At 51.3% G+C, this 20536-nt stretch carries 16 protein-coding genes and 2 pseudogenes; 12 read left to right on the top strand and 6 right to left on the bottom strand.

From position 1 onward, the window contains the following. Positions 1 to 38: 38 nt before the first annotated feature. Positions 39 to 1292 (bottom strand): hypothetical protein, encoded by a 1254-nt coding sequence (locus tag PK28_RS12160; RefSeq protein ID WP_156126370.1) that lies wholly within the window; start codon positions 1290 to 1292, stop codon positions 39 to 41. A 643-nt stretch (positions 1293 to 1935) separates the two neighbouring features. Here PK28_RS12160 and PK28_RS12155 point away from each other — a divergent pair. The 10 genes and pseudogenes from PK28_RS12155 to PK28_RS21335 all read left to right on the top strand — a co-directional run. Next, positions 1936 to 2484 (top strand): CsgE family curli-type amyloid fiber assembly protein, encoded by a 549-nt coding sequence (locus tag PK28_RS12155; protein WP_082017088.1) that lies wholly within the window; start codon positions 1936 to 1938, stop codon positions 2482 to 2484. A 33-nt stretch (positions 2485 to 2517) separates the two neighbouring features. Further along, positions 2518 to 2949 carry a curli production assembly/transport component CsgF gene (locus PK28_RS12150; protein WP_044514193.1) on the top strand — a complete coding sequence of 144 codons (432 nt, stop codon included), beginning with the start codon at positions 2518 to 2520 and terminating at the stop codon, positions 2947 to 2949. A 22-nt stretch (positions 2950 to 2971) separates the two neighbouring features. Then, the gene (locus PK28_RS12145) at positions 2972 to 4411 is read left to right on the top strand and encodes a CsgG/HfaB family protein (protein WP_156126369.1); all 1440 of its coding nucleotides are present in this window, start codon (positions 2972 to 2974) and stop codon (positions 4409 to 4411) included. A gap of 148 nt (positions 4412 to 4559) precedes the next feature. Continuing rightward, positions 4560 to 4694 (top strand): annotated as a pseudogene (locus tag PK28_RS21340) (hypothetical protein); the annotation flags it as partial. 108 nt (positions 4695 to 4802) lie between these two features. Then, the gene (locus PK28_RS12140; protein WP_048825956.1) at positions 4803 to 5450 is read left to right on the top strand and encodes a hypothetical protein; all 648 of its coding nucleotides are present in this window, start codon (positions 4803 to 4805) and stop codon (positions 5448 to 5450) included. A gap of 557 nt (positions 5451 to 6007) precedes the next feature. Then, positions 6008 to 6583, top strand: coding sequence for a hypothetical protein (locus PK28_RS19085; RefSeq protein ID WP_156126368.1), 576 nt, complete (start codon positions 6008 to 6010; stop codon positions 6581 to 6583). Positions 6584 to 6667: 84 nt separating this feature from the next. Beyond that, a complete protein-coding gene (gene csgH, locus PK28_RS12125) occupies positions 6668 to 7084 on the top strand; it encodes a curli-like amyloid fiber formation chaperone CsgH (protein WP_156126367.1) in 417 nt (138 codons plus the stop codon). A gap of 54 nt (positions 7085 to 7138) precedes the next feature. Beyond that, positions 7139 to 8644 (top strand): carboxypeptidase-like regulatory domain-containing protein, encoded by a 1506-nt coding sequence (locus PK28_RS12120; RefSeq protein ID WP_197070409.1) that lies wholly within the window; start codon positions 7139 to 7141, stop codon positions 8642 to 8644. Between the two features lie 638 nt (positions 8645 to 9282). Beyond that, positions 9283 to 12171: a T9SS type A sorting domain-containing protein gene (locus PK28_RS20150; RefSeq protein WP_082017086.1), complete on the top strand. Its 2889-nt coding sequence runs from the start codon at positions 9283 to 9285 to the stop codon at positions 12169 to 12171. A 171-nt stretch (positions 12172 to 12342) separates the two neighbouring features. Next, a pseudogene (locus PK28_RS21335) lies at positions 12343 to 12774 on the top strand (lamin tail domain-containing protein); the annotation flags it as partial. On the opposite strand, the gene PK28_RS20965 reads toward PK28_RS21335, so the two are convergent. Beyond that, the gene (locus PK28_RS20965; protein WP_231576148.1) at positions 12669 to 13016 is read right to left on the bottom strand and encodes a hypothetical protein; all 348 of its coding nucleotides are present in this window, start codon (positions 13014 to 13016) and stop codon (positions 12669 to 12671) included. The pseudogene PK28_RS21335 and the gene PK28_RS20965 overlap by 106 nt on opposite strands. Positions 13017 to 13623: 607 nt before the next feature. Here PK28_RS20965 and PK28_RS19075 point away from each other — a divergent pair. Next, positions 13624 to 16320, top strand: coding sequence for a T9SS type A sorting domain-containing protein (locus tag PK28_RS19075; RefSeq protein ID WP_048825950.1), 2697 nt, complete (start codon positions 13624 to 13626; stop codon positions 16318 to 16320). Between the two features lie 193 nt (positions 16321 to 16513). Continuing rightward, on the top strand, positions 16514 to 18118 hold the full coding sequence (locus PK28_RS12100; RefSeq protein ID WP_044516984.1) for a protein adenylyltransferase SelO: 1605 nt from the start codon (positions 16514 to 16516) through the stop codon (positions 18116 to 18118). A 37-nt stretch (positions 18119 to 18155) separates the two neighbouring features. Here the strand turns inward: PK28_RS12100 and PK28_RS12095 are convergent, their stop codons facing one another. The 4 genes from PK28_RS12095 to iscU all read right to left on the bottom strand — a co-directional run bounded on the left by PK28_RS12095 (position 18156) and on the right by iscU (position 20524). Then, a complete protein-coding gene (locus PK28_RS12095; RefSeq protein ID WP_316931936.1) occupies positions 18156 to 18974 on the bottom strand; it encodes an oxygenase MpaB family protein in 819 nt (272 codons plus the stop codon). A gap of 199 nt (positions 18975 to 19173) precedes the next feature. Then, positions 19174 to 19500 (bottom strand): HesB/IscA family protein, encoded by a 327-nt coding sequence (locus PK28_RS12090; RefSeq protein WP_044514182.1) that lies wholly within the window; start codon positions 19498 to 19500, stop codon positions 19174 to 19176. A 98-nt stretch (positions 19501 to 19598) separates the two neighbouring features. Further along, positions 19599 to 20006 (bottom strand): hypothetical protein, encoded by a 408-nt coding sequence (locus PK28_RS12085; protein ID WP_044514180.1) that lies wholly within the window; start codon positions 20004 to 20006, stop codon positions 19599 to 19601. 101 nt (positions 20007 to 20107) lie between these two features. Continuing rightward, a complete protein-coding gene (gene iscU / locus PK28_RS12080; protein WP_044514179.1) occupies positions 20108 to 20524 on the bottom strand; it encodes a Fe-S cluster assembly scaffold IscU in 417 nt (138 codons plus the stop codon). Between the last annotated feature and the right edge of the window lie 12 nt (positions 20525 to 20536).

Genomic DNA, 20536 nt, shown 5'->3' with positions numbered 1-20536 from the left:
GAGCGGGTCGTTTTGTTTGGAGTAAGGTGAGGAAGAGGTTACAGATTCTCTATAGCTTCCTGTGAAAGCTCACCGTTCATAATGCTCTTAAGCTCCTGCTCGTGCTTGAGTACATTTCCATATACAGCTTTCAGCTGGGCATCCTTCAGGCTGGCAAATGCAGTAGAGCTGTCAATCTTGTTTTCGAGGATATTATTGAGCGCCGTGATAAACAGGGTGTGCACCTGGTTTGCTGACAGGATGTGGCCCATTGGCTTGGTTTCCTGAGCAATGATCCAGCCCAGGCGAGACGCCGCCAGCCGCTGGTTTGGAGTACCGTGATGGCCGGTAGAAATAAAGCTGCAGTCGCCGATATTATAAAACAACTCGAAGAATTCTGCGGCGCTTTTCCAGTTATAGGTAGCACCCCGTTTGTGGGTAAGGTAGTAGCTGGAGAATACGTCGGCTTCCAGCTCCGTCTTCCGAGTTTGCTCAGACGTATTTACGCGCTTGCCATACCACGCAGTGTAGTTGTTAAACTGCACCTGGTGGGCCCACTCATGGCCGAGAATACCCGCAAAAGTGACGTTTCTATCGACCCCGGCATCGTTCATTACCTGCACAATACCATCGCCAATAACAATCATGTTATCCGTAGTGGCAAAGCCGTCGAAAGAAAGCAGCGGAGTGGCCTGGAAGGCAGCGCTGGGCTTAATTACGTTTTCGATAAGGTAATCCGCGTTTTCATACGCCTCCGCTTTAGTGAGGGTAGTGGCATTGATATACACGGTAGCTATGGCATCCCGGTTTTGCAGGGTGCTGGTGTGCTGCCCCTTCACCGTTACTTCATCGGGCATATTCCAGAAAGACTCCAGATTCCGCTGGTGCTTCGCCGCAAAATTTGTCAGGCTACCATCTGCCCCAAAGTATTGGGCAGAGGTATCAAAGTACATATAATACTGGCTTAGCGTCGCCATCAAATCATACCACTCCCATTCCAGGTCGCCAAATTCCCGAACATACGGGTTTATGGCATAGTTGAAAGGGGTTGGGCCGCAGGGGCTTGCCGCTACATTGGCCGGGGCAAGTACGGGGTTACCAAAGGCGCCAAAGGAACAATCAAACTTAGATTCGGCCAGGGTGCCTTTATCCAGCTTCAGGTTACCAGCGCCAATCAGCATCTGGCTGGAAGCGCCAGCTTTCAGGCCTGCTTGTGGGGTGGGTGTTGCCGCCACATCTTCTTTATCACAGGAAACGGTTGCAAAACCGAGGCCGCCACAGAGTAGCGCAAGAGTAAGTGATTTTAACTTCATACTACTAGAATGAATTGGGGAAAAATGGGTGGAAACAAGTGGATGACTAAAGCTACAAATTTTATTAAACTTATTATAATAAATAGAATAAATGATATATAAAAAGGAGTGATTTAATAACCTTGCATCAACACTGGTATGAGGAAGCTTGGATTGGGATTTCGATTAACCAAATACGTTTGTACTATAGGGCTTTGGCATTGGACAAACTGCACGTTGAAGTAGTTCCTTACCTCAACTCTTACTTCAAAGCAAAGGCGCTATTGCTTTTATCTTCTTTAAAGCCATTCGAAGAGAATATAACTTGCTTAGAATATTATCATAGTGATGTATAATGTAATAAAAACTTTATACATATCAATTTTAACAGATTATCTGATAAGATAGAAATATCAACGTTATCAATAAATAACTTATTTATTGCATTTTATTAATGGAAGGTTGACCTAATTCACTGTTATCAAGACATTAGTTGTATTAATATAATAATACCAAAATTAATTTGTAATATTATCATAAATAAGTAGGTTTAAGGGCTGAAGAGGTTGGCTGAGTAAGCTACTTGCCTCTGTTGAAGTAGTTGAATTTATTGCTTTTGCTCCATTACGGGCAGAAGGGTTTTTTGCATATATCACTACTACCTATGGCCAGATCTACTACTAAAGTTACCAAGCCAATACTCCCACCTCTCTGGTGGCGCCCCTGGACCATGGCCCTGGGCTGCCTGGCGGGGTTGCTGTGCCTCCAACTCCCGGTGCTGGCGCAGGAAAAGCTGCCCGCTACGCCCAAAGAATCCCCGGCCACCAGGCGGGAGCAGCATTTGCCTGCCGATAGCACCAACGCCAAACGCATGGCCGGTCTGGAAGTAGGCAGCATGGTAGTCGATCAGACCATCAGCAAAATTGGCCACGATTTCTACGACGTTTTCTATGCGCAGTGGGAGGCGCCGGCGGGGGCCAATGATTTTATGGTGGTGATTCGGGAGAAACCTTCCCGAGGCCTGGGGGCCATGATATCAGTACAGATTAATGATACCGATATCATGGAAATGCCCATTCAGCCTAAGTTCGACCAGATAGAGGCCAGTGCCTTTAGTGCCGTAGCTGTGGCGCAGGAGTTTCTAATCAATCAGTTGCTGACCCAAAGCCAGCTGGAAGAGCACGCCGACCAGGTGGGCAACGGCATTTACTAAGGGAATTCTTTCTGACACTATAACTTCTATCGTATGAAAACCTTCTTTACGTGGCGCTTATGGCTGGTGGGTGCAGTGCTTTTTCTGGGTTGCCAACAGTTGGCGCAGGCGCAGGATTTGGTTTATGAACCCAAGAACCCCGCCTTTGGGGGCGGCAATACTTTTAACTATTCCTGGCTGCTGAGCTCGGCCCAGTCGCAGAACAAGCTGGAAGACAAGGACCTGAAAAAGGGCTTTGAGCGCGACCCGCTCAAGGACTTCGAGGAAAACCTGAACCAGCAGATTCTCAGCAACCTGGCGCGCAAGCTGGTGGCCTCCCAGTTTGGCGAGTCGGAGCTACAGGAAGGCACTTACATTATTGGGGTGTATGAAATTGTGGTAGCCCCCAGCTCCGATGGTGTTTCGGTGCAGGTAACCGACACGGGCACCGGCGACCAGACCACGGTGGTTATTCCTTTCTATTAAACCCTATCCTTTCTCCTTTTATATGGCTTCTCTAATGCAGTGGCTGCGCGCTGGCCTGATGGTCGGGGTGGGCTTGCTGGCGAGCTGTGCGCCTTATTTTCATCAGCCCTTTGCCTCTACGCCGGCCCGGCTGGGGGCCGAGCTGCGTGCCAACAGTGATTTTAAATCCCTGCCTGCTGCCCAGCAGCGGGTGGTAGTGGCCGTGTATAAGTTTCGGGACCAGACGGGGCAGTATAAGCCCTCGGCCAACGGCTCCAGCTTTTCTACGGCCTTAACGCAGGGGGCCACCTCAATTCTGCTGCGCGCGCTGGAAGAGTCGCAGTGGTTTGATCCTATTGAGCGGGAAAACCTGGGCAACCTGCTCAACGAGCGGAAGATCATCCGCTCCAGCCGGGCGGAATACTCCGACCAGGGCGGTGGCAAACAGCAACAGCCACTACTGCCGCCCCTGCTGTTTGCGGGCGTGCTGCTGGAAGGCGGCATTATATCCTATGATGCCAATGTGATAACCGGTGGGGCCGGCCTGCGCTACTTTGGGGCCGGCGCCTCCGGGCAGTACCGCCAGGACCGGGTAACAGTGTATCTGCGCGCTATTTCTACCAGCAATGGGAAGATTCTGAAAACGGTGTACACCACTAAAACCATTCTCTCGCAGCAGGTAGATGCCAGCTTGTTCCGGTTTGTTAAGTTTAAGCGCCTGCTGGAAACCGAAACCGGCTTTACGTACAATGAGCCCACCGAAATGGCGGTGAAAGATGCCATTGAGAAGTCCGTACAATCTCTGATTCTGGAAGGCATTCATGAAGGCCTCTGGACCACGCGCAACCCCGAAGACCAGAATGGCCCGGCCCTGAAGGCCTACCTGAACGAGAAAAAGGAAAATCTGAACATCGACTTTCTGGACCGTACCCTCTCTGACCGGCGCGGCCACCTGGGTGTGGGGCTGCTGGCCGGTGGGCAGCACTACGCCGGCGACTATAAAGGTGCGGTTACCCGCCCCGGCGCTGAAGTAACCCTGCGCTACACTGGCCCTCTGGATAACAAGTTCTCCCTAGCCGTCAACATTGGCCTAAGCCAGCTGGCCGCCGCCAACTATTACCAGCAAACCTTTTACCACGCCGAGCTATGTGGCTTATACCGCTTGCTCCCGCGCGACAAATACACGCCTTACCTGCTGGCCGGCGGCGGATTTATTGTGAAAGAAGGCCTGGAGAGACGCACCATTAGCAAAGGATCTGACTATTTGCCGCATCTGGTGGCCGGCGTGGGCATGGAATATATGCTCACGAATAGGATAGGTCTGAGTGCTGTGCTTAACTCCCACTACGTACTGTCTGATAATCTGGATGATACCAAACAGGGAAAGTATAATGACTACTACTGGGGAGCCATGGGGGGCGTCACTTTCTATATCGGCGGAACCTTAAATCGGGTAAAAAGTCAAGCAAATCAGAAGAAGTAAAACATTGTTATGATAAAACAAATAAAAAATAATATTAAAAAAGTAAATGCTGCTTGTATAATAACTTTAACAATATATATTTGGACTATTCCTCCGGAGGGAATAGTCCTTTTCTTTCTATCTGAGTCTACCCAAAACAAAACAAACGATGAAAAAGCTAAATCTAATTGTTGCTTTAGTATTTACGGCCGGAGGAGCCTTTGCCCAGCAGAATATGAGTGCTGTTGAGCAGGTTGGTGATATGAACGAGGCCACCGTCGATCAGGCAGGTTATCGAAATGAAGCATTTATAGGCCAGGGAGGAGATGATAACAAAGCTTCCCAGGCACAATATGGTCGTCATAATGAAGCGTACATTGTTCAACTCGGCGAAGAAAACGAGGCATCTCAAATGCAGGAAGGCCGGCGCAACAGTGCTGCCATTCTGCAGGTTGGGGTAGCCAACACGGCGTATCAGGACCAGATTGGCCGGCGTAACGAGGCCGAAGCTACTCAGCTGGGCTTAGGTAACTATTCTGAGCAAAATCAGGAGGGGCACCGCAACGAAGCATCAGTAGAGCAGGTAGGTCTGCTAAATAGTGCTTATCAGGAGCAATCTGGCGGCCATAATGAGGCTTCCTCTACGCAGTACGGCCTGCTGAATAGCTCGGAGCAGTATCAGTACGGATACCGCAACGAGGCTACGGTAGAGCAGTCGGGTGGGGGCAACTATGCCGTTCAGTACCAGGAAGGCAACCGCAACTCAGCTTCAATTGCTCAGAGTGGTGATTTGAACTGGGCCGTACAGCTGCAGAGTGGCAACCGGAACTCGGCAAAAATTGACCAGGAAGGGGATGAGAACTTTGCTGCTCAGGTGCAAGCCGGTGATGATAACTATGCCAACATTGATCAGGATGATGATGGCTCCCACTATGCTACCCAGATGCAGCTGGGTGATGGCAACAGCGCCATTACCAAGCAGGGCTCTTATGGCCAGATAAGCACCGTGCTGCAGGTAGGCAACGGCAACTCGGCCATAGTACATCAGGACCACCCTTAGGCGGCCCTGCTTCTGAGTATGGTATAACAGGTGGGTAACGGCAAGCCCGCCGGGGTTACCCCAGCCCACCGGTAGTACCCTGGATTTTTTCCAAACTCAAGCGTGAAAAGACTATCCTGCCGCACTTACTTGTGTGCGGCAGGATAGTCTTTTTATGACCCATGTCCTCCATTATTATAATAAACATAACCAGGCTCCTCTTTATAAAGACAGAAGTGGGAGCATTGCCAGTCAGAACCACTTAAGTAAGCGTAGCAGCTTAATTACAGACAAGGATCTGTGGAACACGCTAAGGGCTGCAACAAAGCAATAACTACGCAGCTAAAGTGAGTCAGACCTACCTATAAGCATAGCCTTTCCAATCTGCTTCTGTTGATGCTGGAACGCATATTTATACCGCCTATTTATAATTAATTCATTAATAATTTGGTTTTATAAGAGGATAATTGTAAACTCAACTCAGTAAACGAATCAATATGAATTTGATAAAAGCAACATAATCTTGTTATATTTTACTTAAAAGCACCAGCCTCAGGCTCGTTTCGCGCTTCTACGCTATGAAAATCTCTGTTAGAGTACTCCTTTTTATGCTGGGGCTTATCCTACCGGCTTTCTTTCTCACAGCCAGGGCGCAGGATGCTGCTAGGATGGAGCAGCGGCTGGCCCAGGATATAACTACTATATCGGTAGGGCCTACGCTGCCAGCATCCGCTCAGGACCAGGCAATTATCCTGCAACGTGGTGCTTCTAATCAGGCAAGCGCCATGCAGCTCCAGGGTACTGGTGGTGCCTCTAATCTGGTGATGATTGAGCAGGCAGGTGCTGCCAATATTACCCAGGTAAGTCAGCAGGGTAATGGGTTGCGCACTACCGTGCAGCAGCGCGGTACGGGAAACATAGCAGAATCTGCGCTGCGCGGCGAAAACCTGGAAAGCCTGATTCAGCAGAACGGCGAAGATAATCTGGTGCAGCAGCAGGTGCAGGGCAACGACCAGCGCTATGTAATTCAGCAGGATGGCGTTGGCAATGAGCTGCGCCAGGTAGAAACCTCCAATACCACCCGGGGCTACGAGGTGCACCAACGCGGCAATGGCATCCGCATGACCATTGTGCAGGGACAGGCCGCGCCCTGATGACTCTACCCTCAGGATGACGCTTTGCCGGGCCTGAGTACCCGTATGATTTTCTGAATTCTGTATTTACTACTTCTATTAACTATGAGACTTTCTGTTTTACCACTGGCAGCATTCGGAGTTCTTTTTCAGCCAATACTGGGTACGCCAATACCGCGCCGCAACGGCAATTCAAATCCTGCTTCCTGCGAAGCAAAAGTTGAAATGCGTAAGGAAGGCAAGTTTCTGGTTATTCTGGGCCATTGCCACAATGCCAGCCCGGTGCCGGTGTGGGTGCGCTACGAGCTGCGCACCGACCGGCGGGGTTCTGCCGGCTCTTCTCACAATGCCCAGGCCGGGCGCATGCTGGTGCCAGCTGAGCAGGATATTATCCTTTCCAAAACCACTATTATGGCCGGCCCCCAGGATGCCTACCAGGTGTGGCTGCGCCTGCTCGATGACCAGGGAGCACCCCTCTCCGATGATTCGCTTCGCTATTCTCCCGCCTCCGCCGGGCGCTAAGGCCTGATCAACGGCCTTTGCCTGCTTCCTCCTCCCACCGTCCGCCCTATGTTCATGCTTCGTTTTCTCCCTGGCCGGCAACCCTGGCTATGGCTCCTGCTTGTTGTATTGTTGCTATCGGGCTGCAAGGAAGACACGGTTACTCCTATATTATATGGCTCAGTTGAGGGCGTGGTATTAGATGCGAACGACAATTCGCCGCTGGCCAATGTTATTATTACCACCAATCCCGCCACCACTTCTTTTGCCACCGATGAGGAAGGCCGCTTTTCGCTGCCCAATATTGCGGCCGGCAAGTATTCCATTTCAGCCCACAAAGTGGGGTACAAGGGAGAAACCAGTAGCATCACGGTAGGAGAGGAGCAGCTTACAGATGTCACTCTGGCGCTGGAGCATTCTGTATCTAACCAGGGCCCTAATGCGCCCTTTAATCCCTCGCCAGCTTCCGGTGCCGTTGATCAGCCGGTTTCGCTCACGCTCCGCTGGCAGGGCAAAGACCCCGACAAAGGCGACAGTCTGCGCTATGATGTGTTGTTGTACGAAGGCAATTCCACCGACCGTAATATCCTCGCATCCTCTATCCGCGACACGTTTTATACCGTCAAGAATCTCAAGTATAATACCGCTTACTTCTGGCAGATTACGGCCCGTGACCAGGACGGCCTGACGGCCCGCAGCGAGGTCTGGTCGTTCCGAACGGCTTCTTTCCCGCTAAACCGCTACGTCTTTGCCCGAACAGTAGATGGCAACACCGATATATACTCCGCCAACGCCGATGGTAGCACTTTGCAGCGCCTGACTACCGCCGCTTTCACCGAAACCGCCCCCCAGATTAGTCCCACCCGCGACAAAATAGCCTACACCTCCAACGAAACCGGCCAGTACCAGCTCTACACCATGAACCGGGATGGTTCCGGGCAACGCCGCATTACCATGCTCTCAGTAGAAGGCTACCAGAACAGCGGCATCGGCTATTGCTGGTCGCCGGATGGGGCCCAACTGCTCTATAGTCACTACGACCAACTGTACCGCATCAACCGCGACGGTACCGGCCTCACGCTACTGGCAACGGCCCCCGCCGGCCGCCACTTCCGCCAGTGCGACTGGACCGTGCAGGGCAATCAGCTACTGGTGCAAACTATTGGCGCCAAGCCTTATGATTCGGAGATATACCTTTATAATGCCGATGGAACTAACCCCCGTCTCGTGGTCAAAAACCTGGCCGGCCGCGTCGATTCGCCTTCCTTCAGTATCGACGGGACGGAAATGCTATACACCCATGATGTAGCCGGGTTTGAATCCAACGCGGGCAGGCAGTTGAATGCCCATATTTATAAGATGAAGCTGAACGGCACCGGCTTAGTGGACCTCTCCGGCGGCAAGCAAGCAGGCACCAACGACATAGAGCCGCGCTTCTCGCCTGATGGCGCCTCCATTATTTTCGTGAACCAGGCCAATGATGGCCAGACCCCACCCGAAGTATGGACTGTAGGCAGTGAAGAAGAAGGTTCCGGCCGCACCAAGCTCTTCGATAATGCTGACCATCCGGATTGGAAGTAACATAGAACAGTAGGGGTACAATAAAGCACTCCATCCCGAAGCGAAAAGCCAGCTTAGCTTTTTGCTTCGGGATGGAGTGCTTTGTTAGGTACTGTGAGGGTAGCTTAGAGGCTCATCAACTCGCATTTCTCCTTTAGAAAGCCAAACCAAAAAGAAAAATTTTGCGTAAAATATTTGATTATAAATAGGTTATATAAACATGGCTACAAAAAACAGCAGGTAATATATTGGATGAAATATATAGCATACAGAATGAGTGCAAATAAGAGAATTCGGAGGGCTATAGATAAACTATGTTAAATGCAATTATTTGAATATTTGGAGTAGCAGGAACTTTTGCGGCTTCTTCACTGTCTGCAAGCCAAAGTGTGTCTCACGCATACCGTAGCCTTTAAAAGTTTAGATTCCTTGCATTTTTTTGCTTCAGATTCAGGTTATTGGCATGAAATATGCGAAATTGCGTCCAATTCTTAAACGAATTGTTGGACTTGGGGTTGGTTGAAATATTTATAAAATATGTATAAAAAATCAAACAACGAGAAGTTGGTTTGCCCGTAAATTCACCTGTTGGCTCGAGCGGTAGAAGTCAATAATCCATTGATACTAAAAACCTTTCATTCTGCACTTTCCTTTTTTATATGAAACACACATACATGCGTACCCAAAAGCCAGTCCAATGGGCTGCTTTGTGGATGTTCTTCCTGACCTTATTTGCGTTGCCTTCTCTGGTGCAGGCGCAGAAGCTTAATACTTCTGGTATTACTAGCACAGGGCCCTTTGCCACAACCCAGATTGGGCAAACAACAACACTGGATGTAAATGGGGATGATATTATTGTTACTGTAAAGGGTTCAAGTTTAACTCAGGACGTTACAGTAACTGTGCCCGATGGCTTTCAAGTAAGCTTAGATGGCACAACTTTCGTAACTACTCTAACAGTACCGGTTGCTAATACTTCTGGTGGCGGTCAGGATGTTATTGTTCGATTTGCGCCAACTGTAGCTAAAACTTATAGTGGTAGCTTAGTTCTTACTTCTGGTACAGCCAGCAAATCTTTTGCTCTTTCTGGTACGGGCCTTGCCCCGGCACCACTTTTAAGCATCAATCCTAGTGCTTTTACTTTCGCTGATACCCGCGTAGGGGAGGTTTCCAGCGACAAGACTTTTGATGTGGCGGGCCAGAACCTGACGGGTGCCATCACGGTTACCTCTAATTCTACGGAGTTCCAGATCCTCAATCCTTCTACGGGCGTGTATGGATCTACCCTCACTTTGAACAGCGCGAATAGCGCTACTGTAAATACTACTATCTCGGTTCGCTTCAAACCAACTGTTTCTAGTCCGAATGATCGGAATGGGGTATTAACGATTTCTTCCAGCGGCGCACAAAGCCAGAGTTCTGCCCTCAATGGTAAAGCGCTGCCGAATAACCAGCCTTACCTGTCTGTTTCGCCCACTACACTGGATTTTGGCACTGTTTCGGGCACCGGCTCGGCACAGTCACTGTTCTTCACCGTTGGTGGTGGCAATCTGACCGCAACTGACTCTATTAAACTGGTGCGGGATAATAGCAGCATCCAGTTTCGTATAAAGGACAGCAATACTCTCTTTACTGGTAAGCTGACTATTGCTCCTGTAAATGGCCAGGTTCCTGAAACCACCATCGAAGTTCGCCTGCGCGCAGTTCCAGCAGGAGTCTTCAATCATAACATTACGGTTACCGTGAATAATACTGCTTTGGTGCAGTTGGTGAATATTCGGGCGAACAACCCCTTCGCAAACGGTACTTCAGCTCAATCGTCGGTTACAGCTTTGGGTGCCAGCAAGCTCCCAATCTTCTCTACTGTACCTGGCCAGGCTTCCGAGTCACGCTCTTATAAGGTGACGGGTGAATTCCTAGTGCGCCCGATTCTTATTACAGCTCCAAACAACTTCCAGATTGCACTTGATTCGCTCTTCACGCAGGATGTTGCTTCAAATGGCTTCAAGTCCTTCTCATTGACGCCTAACGCAGCAGGAGCAGTTGCCCCTACTCGCGTATATGTGCGTTACCTGCCAACAGTTGCTGACTTGGAAAGCCGGGATATTAGCCATGTAAGTCAGCCTGCTACCACTGTAAACGTAACAGTAGTTGGTAATAGCCGCCCTTTCCTGAGCATAACTCCTGCTTCACTTCTCGAGTTTAAAACTCCAATCGTCATTAATCAGAAATCGGAAATTCGGGAATTGACACTGACGGCCTTGCGGGCACGTGAAATCATCCGTATTTCAGTTTCTCCGGATGAAGATCCTGCTAATTATAATACTACAAACAAGCAGCAGTTTGAAATTTCACTAACGGGTGCTGAGGATGACTTCCATACCTTCATTGATGTACAGCCAAGCGCTACTACCTACTCTGTAGATAGAAAAATATACGTTCGCTTCGTACCTACCCGAGTTGGTTTGCCAGTAGCTGAAATACGTTATAAGAGTACAGAACTGTACACCACGGATTCAAATGGTAACCAGATCTACAAAGTGCTGGACGACCGTTTGAAAGGCTCGGCTTTGGCCATTGAGCCTACCAAGCAAACAGAGTACAGCGCTGTACGCAGCACTGATTTCACCGGCGCCACTGTAACATACATTCCCGCTTACGATGGCGACTCTTACGAAGCAAATGGTTTTGGCCGATTCCGCTTGGTAGTAGTTAGCGAAAAATCAACGTTGCTTCCTCCCCAGGATAACCCTAAAGATGGTATTGCCTATAACCCAGGCGCCAATGGTTACCAGACAGGCGACCAAATTAGCCCAGGCTTCTATGTTGTAGCAAGCGGCTCAGGAACTGTTGCTACGTTCACAGGTTTGGATGCAGCCAAAACTTACTACGTGTATGTGTTTGACTACAATGCCAACAACCCCGGTCAGAATGCCATTAACGGTGTTGCATATAACTTCAAAACGCCTACAGACTTCTCGCCAATTCCTGGCAAGATAATTCCCGGCAACCCAGTAATTCTGCCTGTTCAATTGGCCAGCTTCACCGCTAAACTGAACAACAAGCGGGTGGATCTGAACTGGGCTACGGCTTCGGAGAAGAACAGCAAAGCGTTTGAAGTCGAGCGTTCCGCAGATGGTGTCAGCTTCCAGAAGCTGCAGTCGGTAGCTGGCCAGGGTAATACTACTACCCGCCATGAGTATGCTGCTATTGATGCACAGCCTTTGGTTGGTACTTCATACTACCGCCTGAAGCAGGTTGATACGGATGGTAAATTCGCTTATTCGGGCGTTGCTACCGTTAACAACACCGGCAATGGCGTAGTGGCCATGTATCCTAACCCGGTGCGCGACCAGCTGACAATTCAGCTGCCCGGCAACGTGAAAGGTGCCGTGGTTACGGTAGCTGACCTGACCGGCCGCGTTCAATTCACCAAGACGCTTTCCACGGAAGGCCGTCTGGATATGAACAGCCTGAAGCCCGGCATCTATGTGGTAACAGTGGTGAACGGTGGTCAGCGCTTTACTCAGAAGATTGTAAAGCAATAAAGATTCGTAGTTCATAAAAAAAGGCTGCCTGGGAAACTAGGTGGCCTTTTTTTATGGAAATAAATGTACGCTGGAATTTTCTTAGGTGTTGAAGGGTATAGTCCTGTAGTTCAACTCTATCTTTGTAATCCAAGTACTGCGCACCTCTCTTAACTTCTCATACACCCCCTTATGCAAACAACTTCTACTTCATTCTCTTTTGTGCCCCCGCCACCTGTCAGGGGCTTTTTTTTGACACTTTGGTTGCTTTTGCTGCCTATGTTGGGGTGGAGTGTTGGGTCGTCTACAGTTGTCATCAGCCAGGTGTATGGTGGGGGTGGTAATTCTGGTGCACCTTATACTAATGACTTTGTAGAGTTGTACAATCTCAGTTCATCAGATGTAAACCTATCTGGCTACACAATACAATATGCTACTGCTGCCGGTGCTTTTGGCACTATAGGTGTGGCTTCTTCAGCTTCAGTTTCATTATCGGGAATTATTAAGCCTGGTAAGTATTATCTTATACAATTAGCTGGTGGGGCAAATGGAACTGCACTCCCAACGCCTGATGCAACAGGTGCATTTGGGATGAGTGCTACCGAGGGTAAAATTGCCCTAGTAAATGGAATAACTTCTATTTCAGGCAAATCTGATACAAGGGTTATTGATTTCATAGGATATGGTAGTGCGGCTTCTGAATATGAAGGCACGGGCCCAGCACCAGCGCCCAGTGCAACGAAATCAGATATCCGTATCAATAATGGCGCAACAGATACAGATGAAAACAATTCTGATTTTGCGTCAACTCCATCAACTGTTACGCCTAGAAACTCAACCTCTTCAAATATTTCTCCATCTATCACTTCCAACTCAGCTACTTTCGTTCGCTATACAAGTGCAACCTTGAGTGGTACGGTTACTGCAGATGGAGGAAGCCCGGTGACGGAACGAGGGTTCGTATATAATACCACTACTAATCCTCGTATGGCTGATGGATCATCCATCAATGTTCCGGTAGGTTCAGGCACTGGCGCGTTTACGTCAAGCATCTCTGGCCTTACGGCAAATACCACATACTATTTCGCAGCATATGCTACGAACAGTAGGGGTACTACCTATACTACCTCTAAGCAGTTTACAACTGCGGGTGTTCCGTCCTTTACTGTTACGCCAACCTCCTTACCGGAATCAGGCAAAGTCTTCACGGCTACGGATTCAAGACCTTCCGCTTATCACTGGTATAGCTTCAATGGAAATAACCTGCAATCCATCGACAACGTTACCATCACGGCATCAAGTGGTTATGAAATAACACTTGACACGGTAAATACCACGCCTCAAGCTTCTATTTCACAACCCGGGGTAAACCTGAATACTGCCAAGCGGATATTTGTACGCCTAAAAGCAGGGGCAGTAGCCAATCCGGTTAATGGTACTATTACCAACAGCTATCCGGGACTTAGCGACCAGATGGTATCGCTCACGGGTAAGCGCATAGCTTCTCCCACGCTGACCGCTACGCCCGCTACCCTCACATTTTCTGCTACCGCGCCGGCTGCTTCAGCCGAGCAGTCCTACCATCTGGTAGGAGCCAACCTGACCCAGAGCGTAAGCACTACCACAGCCGTTGGCTATGAAATTTCAGCTACCAGCGGTGGCCCTTACACAACCAAGTTAAGCCTGACAGCCAGTGCTGCCGGCGACCTGGACCGATACGTTTATGTGCGCCTGAAAGGTAATCAGGGTGCAGGAACGGTGAATGGAACGATTGAAAACTTCTCGGGTGCTTTGGGCGCGCCGGTAACAGTGAATGGTACGGTTGCTCCTAACCCGTCGCTTGTTGCTGAGCCAAAAACCCAGGGCCTCTTTACTTTTGGAACAGTATCCGGCAGCACTATTCAGGTAAACCTAGTAGCGGGTAGCGGTACGCGCCGGCTGCTGGTAGTTCGGGAGGCATCAGCCGTGAATGGTGATCCGCAGGATGGAGTAGCCTATAAGGCCAGCGCCCGTTTTGGCGCCGGAGATGTTACGCAGCCCGGTAATTATGTAGTGTATAGCGGCAATAGCGCGTCCATCACGGTCACCAATCTGACTGCTGGCACGGCCTATTACTTTGCCTTATATGAATATAATGGCAGCGGCAACACGGTCAACTTCCTTACTCCGGGCTTTACCGGCAATACCAGTACCACCACGGTGCTCCCAACTGGTGGCCCGGGCGAGCTGGTTATGGAGGAAAGTTTCAACTATGGCCCCAGTGCCAAACTCACGGACAACGGCTGGGTTGTAATTTCCGGCTCTACCAATTCTATTGTGACCAGCGCGGCCAGCCTCAGCTATGCCGAGTATGGCGCGCTACCCAGCGGTAGCTATGCCGCCAATGTTTCCAACTCCGGCGAAGATGCCCTGAAGCTGATAGGGCGCAGCTTTACTACTGGTGACATGTATACCTCGTTGCTGGTGCAGGTGAATAATGTGGGGGTAAACAACGAATACTTTTTTGCGCTTAGCCCGTCTTCCCTCTACACGAGCTATACCGGCCGAATTCACCTTAAAAATGGTTCGGTACCCAATACTTTCAATGTGGGTATCAGCTTTAATGGCACAGTGGTAAATAGCGCACAAATAGTATATGCTACCAATGCAAACAATGAGGTTGTTAACTACACGGCCGGCAGCAGCTACCTGCTGGTAGTGAAGTATACCAAGAAGCCGGGCACTCTTGATGATGTGATTAAGCTGTTTGTGTTCGATGCCGGCGTACCGACTACCGAGCCCATCAGCTCCGCCAACACAGCTACCGTTACGGCTGATTTTACCGGCAGTGGTGGAACGGCCTTTACCACGGAGCAAAACCCAGCGGGTATAGCCCTGCGTCAGTACAATGCCAGTCAGAGCATTACGGTAGATGGCTTGCGCGTTGGCACGGGTTGGGGCGCTACCGTAGGCCGGCCTGTATTTACGAATGATACCTACAACCTGCTGGCCGGCAACTACTATGATGTGACGCTGACTGGTGCCACTACCAATATCCAGGCGGTAGGCAAGTCATATATTCAGAGCCAACTCAACCTGCTAAACGGCCGCCTGCTTACTTCCTCTGCCAACCTAGTTACGGTTGGAAGTAGTGCCCAAACGAATAAGGGAAATGCCAACAGCTTTGTGGAAGGCCCTCTGGCCCGCGTATTTCAAGCAGGTGGCGCTACTTTAACCTTTGGCATCGGCCGGGACGGAATTTACCGGCCCTTTACCCTGGGCCTGCTTAATACGGTTTCTGCTACGGTGCTTAGTGCTGAAATGGTGAACGAAGCCACTCCCAATGGTTCCTCGTTCGCTACCGGCTCCGAGCTGAACCGTACTTCCCGGGTGCGGTACTTCCGGGTGACGCGTCTCAGCGGCCCTGATGCCAGCGCTGCCCAGGCTACCCTGAGCTATGGCAATGATGATGATGTAGTGGAGCCCGCCACCCTGCGGGTAGCGAAATCGGCAAATAATAGTGCTAATGCCTACGCCAACATCGGGCCTGTCACGGGTGGTACGGCTACTCCGGCCGGTTCTATTACTTCCGATCTGTTTTCCGAAAGCTTTGCCACCCCGGTCATCTTCGCCCTGGCTAATAAGATAGGGGGTTTCAACCCCCTGCCGGTAGAGCTGACAGCCTTTACCGCCGAGCGCCAGGGAGCTGCCGTGCAAGTTAAATGGAGCACCGCCTCAGAGCGAAACAGCGCCTCCTTCCTAATCGAGCGTTCTGCTGATGGGCTTACCTTCCAGGCTATTAGTAAGGTAGCAGCCCAGGGCAACGCCACTTCCCTCACCAGCTACCAGTTTGTAGATATCAAGCCGCTCAGCGGCCTGGGCTATTACCGTCTTCGCCAGTTGGATCAGGATGGTTCTGCGCACCTCTCCGTGGTACGTACGGTGCAGGGCCGCCAGCTGCAAGCAGGTATTTACCCCAACCCCGTGCAGCAGGTGCTGCATGTGGAGGTGCCAGCCACCAACGGCGTAGTGCAGGCCATCATCACGGACCTGGTAGGCCGCGAGGTGTACCGCACCATTGTGCCTGCTTCCCGTGAGCTGGATCTGAGTCAGCTGCCGCAAGGTAGCTACTTGCTGGTGCTGGATGGCCAGTTGCTGCACTCCACGCACAAGCTGGTAAAATCAAACTAAGCTTTCCCATTTCGTTAAAAAGCCCTTCTGTATCTGCAGAAGGGCTTTTTTATAATGAAGAGCAAGACAATGGGTAAATACCAGCCAGGTAAAGAGTGAAATACACATTGCACCCGGAAGGGCCGGAATCAAAAGCACCAAAACCGGAGTTTAACCTGTAGAATGTGTTTTTTAAGTTTGTTTATTCTTGATTATGCCTCAGAGTGATGCTCAGTTTGATCAGGTCCTGTTTCAAAACTCCTTTGTGGAGGAGCTTTCCGGTGAAATATCCGCTGATACCAAACCCCGACAAGTACCCGGGTACTGCTATTCACAAGTGAAGCCCACGCCGGTGTGTGAACCGCGGCTACTAGCGTGGTCGGAGGAACTGGCCGCCTTTTTAGGATTAAGCCGCCCGCCCGAGCAGGGTCCGGCAGTAGATGCACTAGCCGGCAACCTGGTAACCGACAGCATGAAACCCTTCGCGGCGCGCTATGGGGGGCATCAGTTTGGCAACTGGGCCGGGCAGCTCGGCGACGGCCGGGCTATATCCTTGGGTGAAATCACGGCCGGGGATGGTGCTACCTGGGAAATCCAGTTGAAGGGCGCCGGCCCCACACCATACTCGCGCCGGGCCGATGGCCGGGCCGTGTTGCGCTCCTCCGTACGGGAGTTCCTGTGCAGCGAGGCCATGCACGCGCTGGGCGTGCCCACCACGCGGGCGCTCAGCCTGGTCAGCACCGGCGACCTGGTAGTGCGGGACATGTTTTACAACGGCAACCCCCAGCCCGAGCCGGGCGCTATTGTAGCCCGGGTGGCGCCTACGTTCGTGCGGTTCGGCAATTTTCAGATGATGACGGCCGCTAATGAGCTGGACAATCTGCGGGCACTGGCTGACTACATCATTCGCCATTTCTACCCAGAGTTGGGACAGCCATCGGCAACGGTATATGTGCAGTGGTTTGAGGAAGTGTGCCGCCGCACCGCTGTTATGGTGGCGCACTGGATGTCGGTAGGGTTTGTCCATGGCGTCATGAACACGGATAACATGTCCATTCTGGGGCTTACCATTGACTATGGCCCTTACGGCTGGCTGGAACCCTATGACCCCACCTGGACGCCTAACACTACCGACTTCAGCCACCACCGCTACGCTTTTGCCCAGCAGCCTCAGGTGGCCCTGTGGAACCTGGTACAGCTGGGTCGGGCTTTAACGCCATTGGTGCCCGATATAGCAAAGTTGAATCAGGCGCTGGAGCATTACCGGGCCACTTTCACGGCTACGCAACAGGAAATGATGCGCCGCAAGCTGGGGCTTACTTCCGTGACCCAACCAGAGGATGATGCTCTGCTAGAAGATATGCACCAGGCGCTGACCACCTCAGAAATGGATATGACGTTGTTCTTTCGTCAGCTTTCCCATTTGGCCCCCGCCTTGCACGCCAGTGCGTTGGATGAAGAACCGCTTTTCCGGGAGCTGATTGAAAAGGCCTCCTATATCCCAGAACCCACGGCCATTCATGAAGCCATGATGGCTTGGCTGCGCCGCTATACACAACGGCTGCGGCAGGAAACTGCCTCCGGAGAAACTATTCAGAAAGGAATGCTGGCCGCAAACCCCAAGTACGTACTGCGCAACTACCTGGCGCAGGAAGCTATAGAGGCGGCCGAGTCAGGGGATTTATCGAAGCTCAAACGGCTAATGGAGGTCCTGAAAAACCCTTTCGCAGAGCAGCCTGAGCACAACGACCTGGCAGCCAAGCGGCCGGAGTGGGCCCGATTCAAACCTGGTAGCGCTACACTTTCCTGTAGTTCCTAGCATAAAAAGCTTTGCCCGGCAATGAAAATAGTCGGGCTTATCTTTTGGCCGTTTCCGCTTCGGCGGGTGAGTGAAAGTGCGCTGGCTCATTATCCAGGGCCAGAATTCTGGCTTTATAGGCTGGGGGCAGTAAGGCTGCTTTTGCCCACCGGCCCACGCGTAGGTGTTGCGTCTGGCGGTACAAAGGCAGTAGTGGAGTTATCCAGGAGCGAGGGCTGAGGTGAAGCAATTGGATTACCGTAGCGGGCACCACCAAGCGTTGCGCCTGCAGCAGGAGCCAATACCGCAAGGGCCCCAGATGCCTCCGGTATTGCTGATACAGGTCCATCGTAAAGCCGCTGTTTTCCAGGTCCGAAGCCAGGTGCTGCTGCCGGGCTATTAGCCAATCAGTGTAAGCAGTTGGCAGGCCCTGGATACCCATACGCTGGCCTACCCGGGTGAACACGTCAAAGACGTCCTCCTTCTCAGCGGTTGTCAGCGGGCGTTCCAGCACTTCAAACGAGCGGATGGAATAATCAATCAGCATGAACAGTACGTCTCGGTAGGCCCAGTCGGGTATGGCCATGCCGCGTCTGGCTTCCACGGCACTATGTATGGCGGCAATGGTATCTATAGCCCGTTCTGCGCCAGCGCGCTCGGCAAACACAATCTGCCGGGCGTATGCCACGGTAGAAAACAAGCGGGCCAATGGGTCGGCGGGCAGGCGCCCGGTAAAGTACAGCCAGTCTACGGCCTTATTCAGGGCAAACTCTGCCGCCGCGCCCGCAAAGATAAACAGCACCGTATCGGCCTTGCCCCAGATGGCGCGCACTACCGACTGCTGAGGCACAAAGTATTCCATAGGGGCAATAACCATGAACCAAGGCAAAAAACTCCTGCGCAGGCCACCAGCCTCGTCAAATAAGCAGGGGTTTGCTGTTTTCTTTAGCCAGCTTGCACTTCCTCTGATTGCGGCAAGTGCAAGGACCCGGAAACGTAAAGTGAGTCAACTTTCAACAAGAAAGGCTACCCCGAGGAGTAGCCTTTCTTGTTAGATAACTTGCCAGTCAGCAGTATTATACCGAGAAACTTTCGCCGCAACCACAGGTGCGGGAAGCATTGGGGTTATCAAAGTAAAAGCCTTTTCCGTTCAAGCCGTCGGAGAAGTTCAACTCCGTGCCGGCCAGGTACAGAAAGCTTTTCATATCTACTACCACGCGCACACCTTTGTCCTCAAACTCCTGGTCCATGGGCTTTACTTCATTATCGAAGTCAAGCTTATAGGAGAGGCCAGAGCAGCCGCCGCCAGCCACCGAAGCGCGCAGGCGGTAGGTAGGGTCCAGGTGAGCATCGGCAATCAGGTGCTCAATTTTTTCCTTGGCTTTATCTGAAACGGTAATCATGGCTTATGGAAGAATCTAGAAGTTAGGAGCTGGGAGTGAGGAGGGGAGCTTAATAAGAGAACAAAAGTTTTCCCGATATAGCTCCCGGCTGCCAATTCCTAGCTGCTGGGGTTTAACACCACGCTGAACACGGTAATGGTGTTCAGGTCGCGTCCGTAGTAGAGCTTGTCCAGGGCTTCGTAGGTGTTATGCGCCCGGAAGTAGGAGGTTTGCAACTCTTTGTCGCCGCGGGCGCGCCACTGAATGGTGTAGGAGCTTTCGGTGTCGCGGAAGCGCTGTACGTAGGCCAGCATTTTCCGCAGCGCATCCAGCTTATCGTAGCCTACCTCGTAACGAAACAAGAAGCTTTGCTGGTGGCGCGGATTCACGGTTATCAAATCCAGGCGTACCTGCCCATCCAACTGCCGGAACTCAAACAATAAATTGCCCGGCCCCATGCCCAGATGCTCTTCTATCTGGCGCTGAATGCGGGCGCTTTCTACGTGGACGTCGGTGGAAACCTCCATTGGTTAGGTCTTAGTGTTTTAGGGATTAGGGCTTAGGCTTTAGCGCGGCAAGAACATATCTATACTGCCCTAAAACCTAAGCCCTAAGTTCCTAAGTCCTATTAATGGTGCGACTTAGCTACTTCCAGCTCGGGCAAGCCATTCTTCACGCGGTAGTCGTTGATGGCCGACTTGATGGCGTCTTCGGCCAGTACCGAGCAGTGAATTTTTACGGGTGGCAGCGCCAGCTCTTCCACAATTTCCATGTTGTCGATGGCCAGGGCCTCGTCTACGGTCTTGCCTTTCAGCCATTCCGTAGCCAGGGAGGAAGAGGCAATTGCCGAACCACAGCCGAACGTCTTGAATTTAGCGTCGGTGATGGTGTTGGTGTTTTCGTCTACCTCAATCTGCAGGCGCATAACGTCGCCGCACTCAGGGGCGCCCACCAGGCCGGTGCCTACGTTCTTTTTGCTTTTGTCCAGCGTGCCTACGTTACGTGGGTTGCTGTAATGGTCGATAACTTTATCGGAGTAAGCCATGATTTTTGAATT

The sequence above is a fragment of the Hymenobacter sp. DG25B genome (assembly GCF_000801315.1).
Taxonomy (GTDB): Bacteria; Bacteroidota; Bacteroidia; order Cytophagales; family Hymenobacteraceae; genus Hymenobacter.
The sequence above is the reverse complement of the archived record's forward strand: the minus strand, read 5'-3'. Positions and strand labels throughout refer to the sequence as shown.

Excerpts from the sequence above, each read along its gene's own strand:
- PK28_RS12160 (WP_156126370.1), bottom strand. The coding sequence starts at position 1,292 with ATGAAGTTAAAATCACTTACTCTTGCGCTACTCTGTGGCGGCCTCGGT.
- PK28_RS12155 (WP_082017088.1), top strand. The coding sequence starts at position 1,936 with ATGGCCAGATCTACTACTAAAGTTACCAAGCCAATACTCCCACCTCTC.
- PK28_RS12150 (WP_044514193.1), top strand. The coding sequence starts at position 2,518 with ATGAAAACCTTCTTTACGTGGCGCTTATGGCTGGTGGGTGCAGTGCTT.
- PK28_RS12145 (WP_156126369.1), top strand. The coding sequence starts at position 2,972 with ATGGCTTCTCTAATGCAGTGGCTGCGCGCTGGCCTGATGGTCGGGGTG.
- PK28_RS12140 (WP_048825956.1), top strand. The coding sequence starts at position 4,803 with ATGCAGGAAGGCCGGCGCAACAGTGCTGCCATTCTGCAGGTTGGGGTA.
- PK28_RS19085 (WP_156126368.1), top strand. The coding sequence starts at position 6,008 with ATGAAAATCTCTGTTAGAGTACTCCTTTTTATGCTGGGGCTTATCCTA.
- csgH (WP_156126367.1), top strand. The coding sequence starts at position 6,668 with ATGAGACTTTCTGTTTTACCACTGGCAGCATTCGGAGTTCTTTTTCAG.
- PK28_RS12120 (WP_197070409.1), top strand. The coding sequence starts at position 7,139 with ATGCTTCGTTTTCTCCCTGGCCGGCAACCCTGGCTATGGCTCCTGCTT.
- PK28_RS20150 (WP_082017086.1), top strand. The coding sequence starts at position 9,283 with ATGAAACACACATACATGCGTACCCAAAAGCCAGTCCAATGGGCTGCT.
- PK28_RS19075 (WP_048825950.1), top strand. The coding sequence starts at position 13,624 with ATGGTATCGCTCACGGGTAAGCGCATAGCTTCTCCCACGCTGACCGCT.
- PK28_RS12100 (WP_044516984.1), top strand. The coding sequence starts at position 16,514 with ATGCCTCAGAGTGATGCTCAGTTTGATCAGGTCCTGTTTCAAAACTCC.
- PK28_RS12095 (WP_316931936.1), bottom strand. The coding sequence starts at position 18,974 with ATGGTTATTGCCCCTATGGAATACTTTGTGCCTCAGCAGTCGGTAGTG.
- PK28_RS12090 (WP_044514182.1), bottom strand. The coding sequence starts at position 19,500 with ATGATTACCGTTTCAGATAAAGCCAAGGAAAAAATTGAGCACCTGATT.
- PK28_RS12085 (WP_044514180.1), bottom strand. The coding sequence starts at position 20,006 with ATGGAGGTTTCCACCGACGTCCACGTAGAAAGCGCCCGCATTCAGCGC.
- iscU (WP_044514179.1), bottom strand. The coding sequence starts at position 20,524 with ATGGCTTACTCCGATAAAGTTATCGACCATTACAGCAACCCACGTAAC.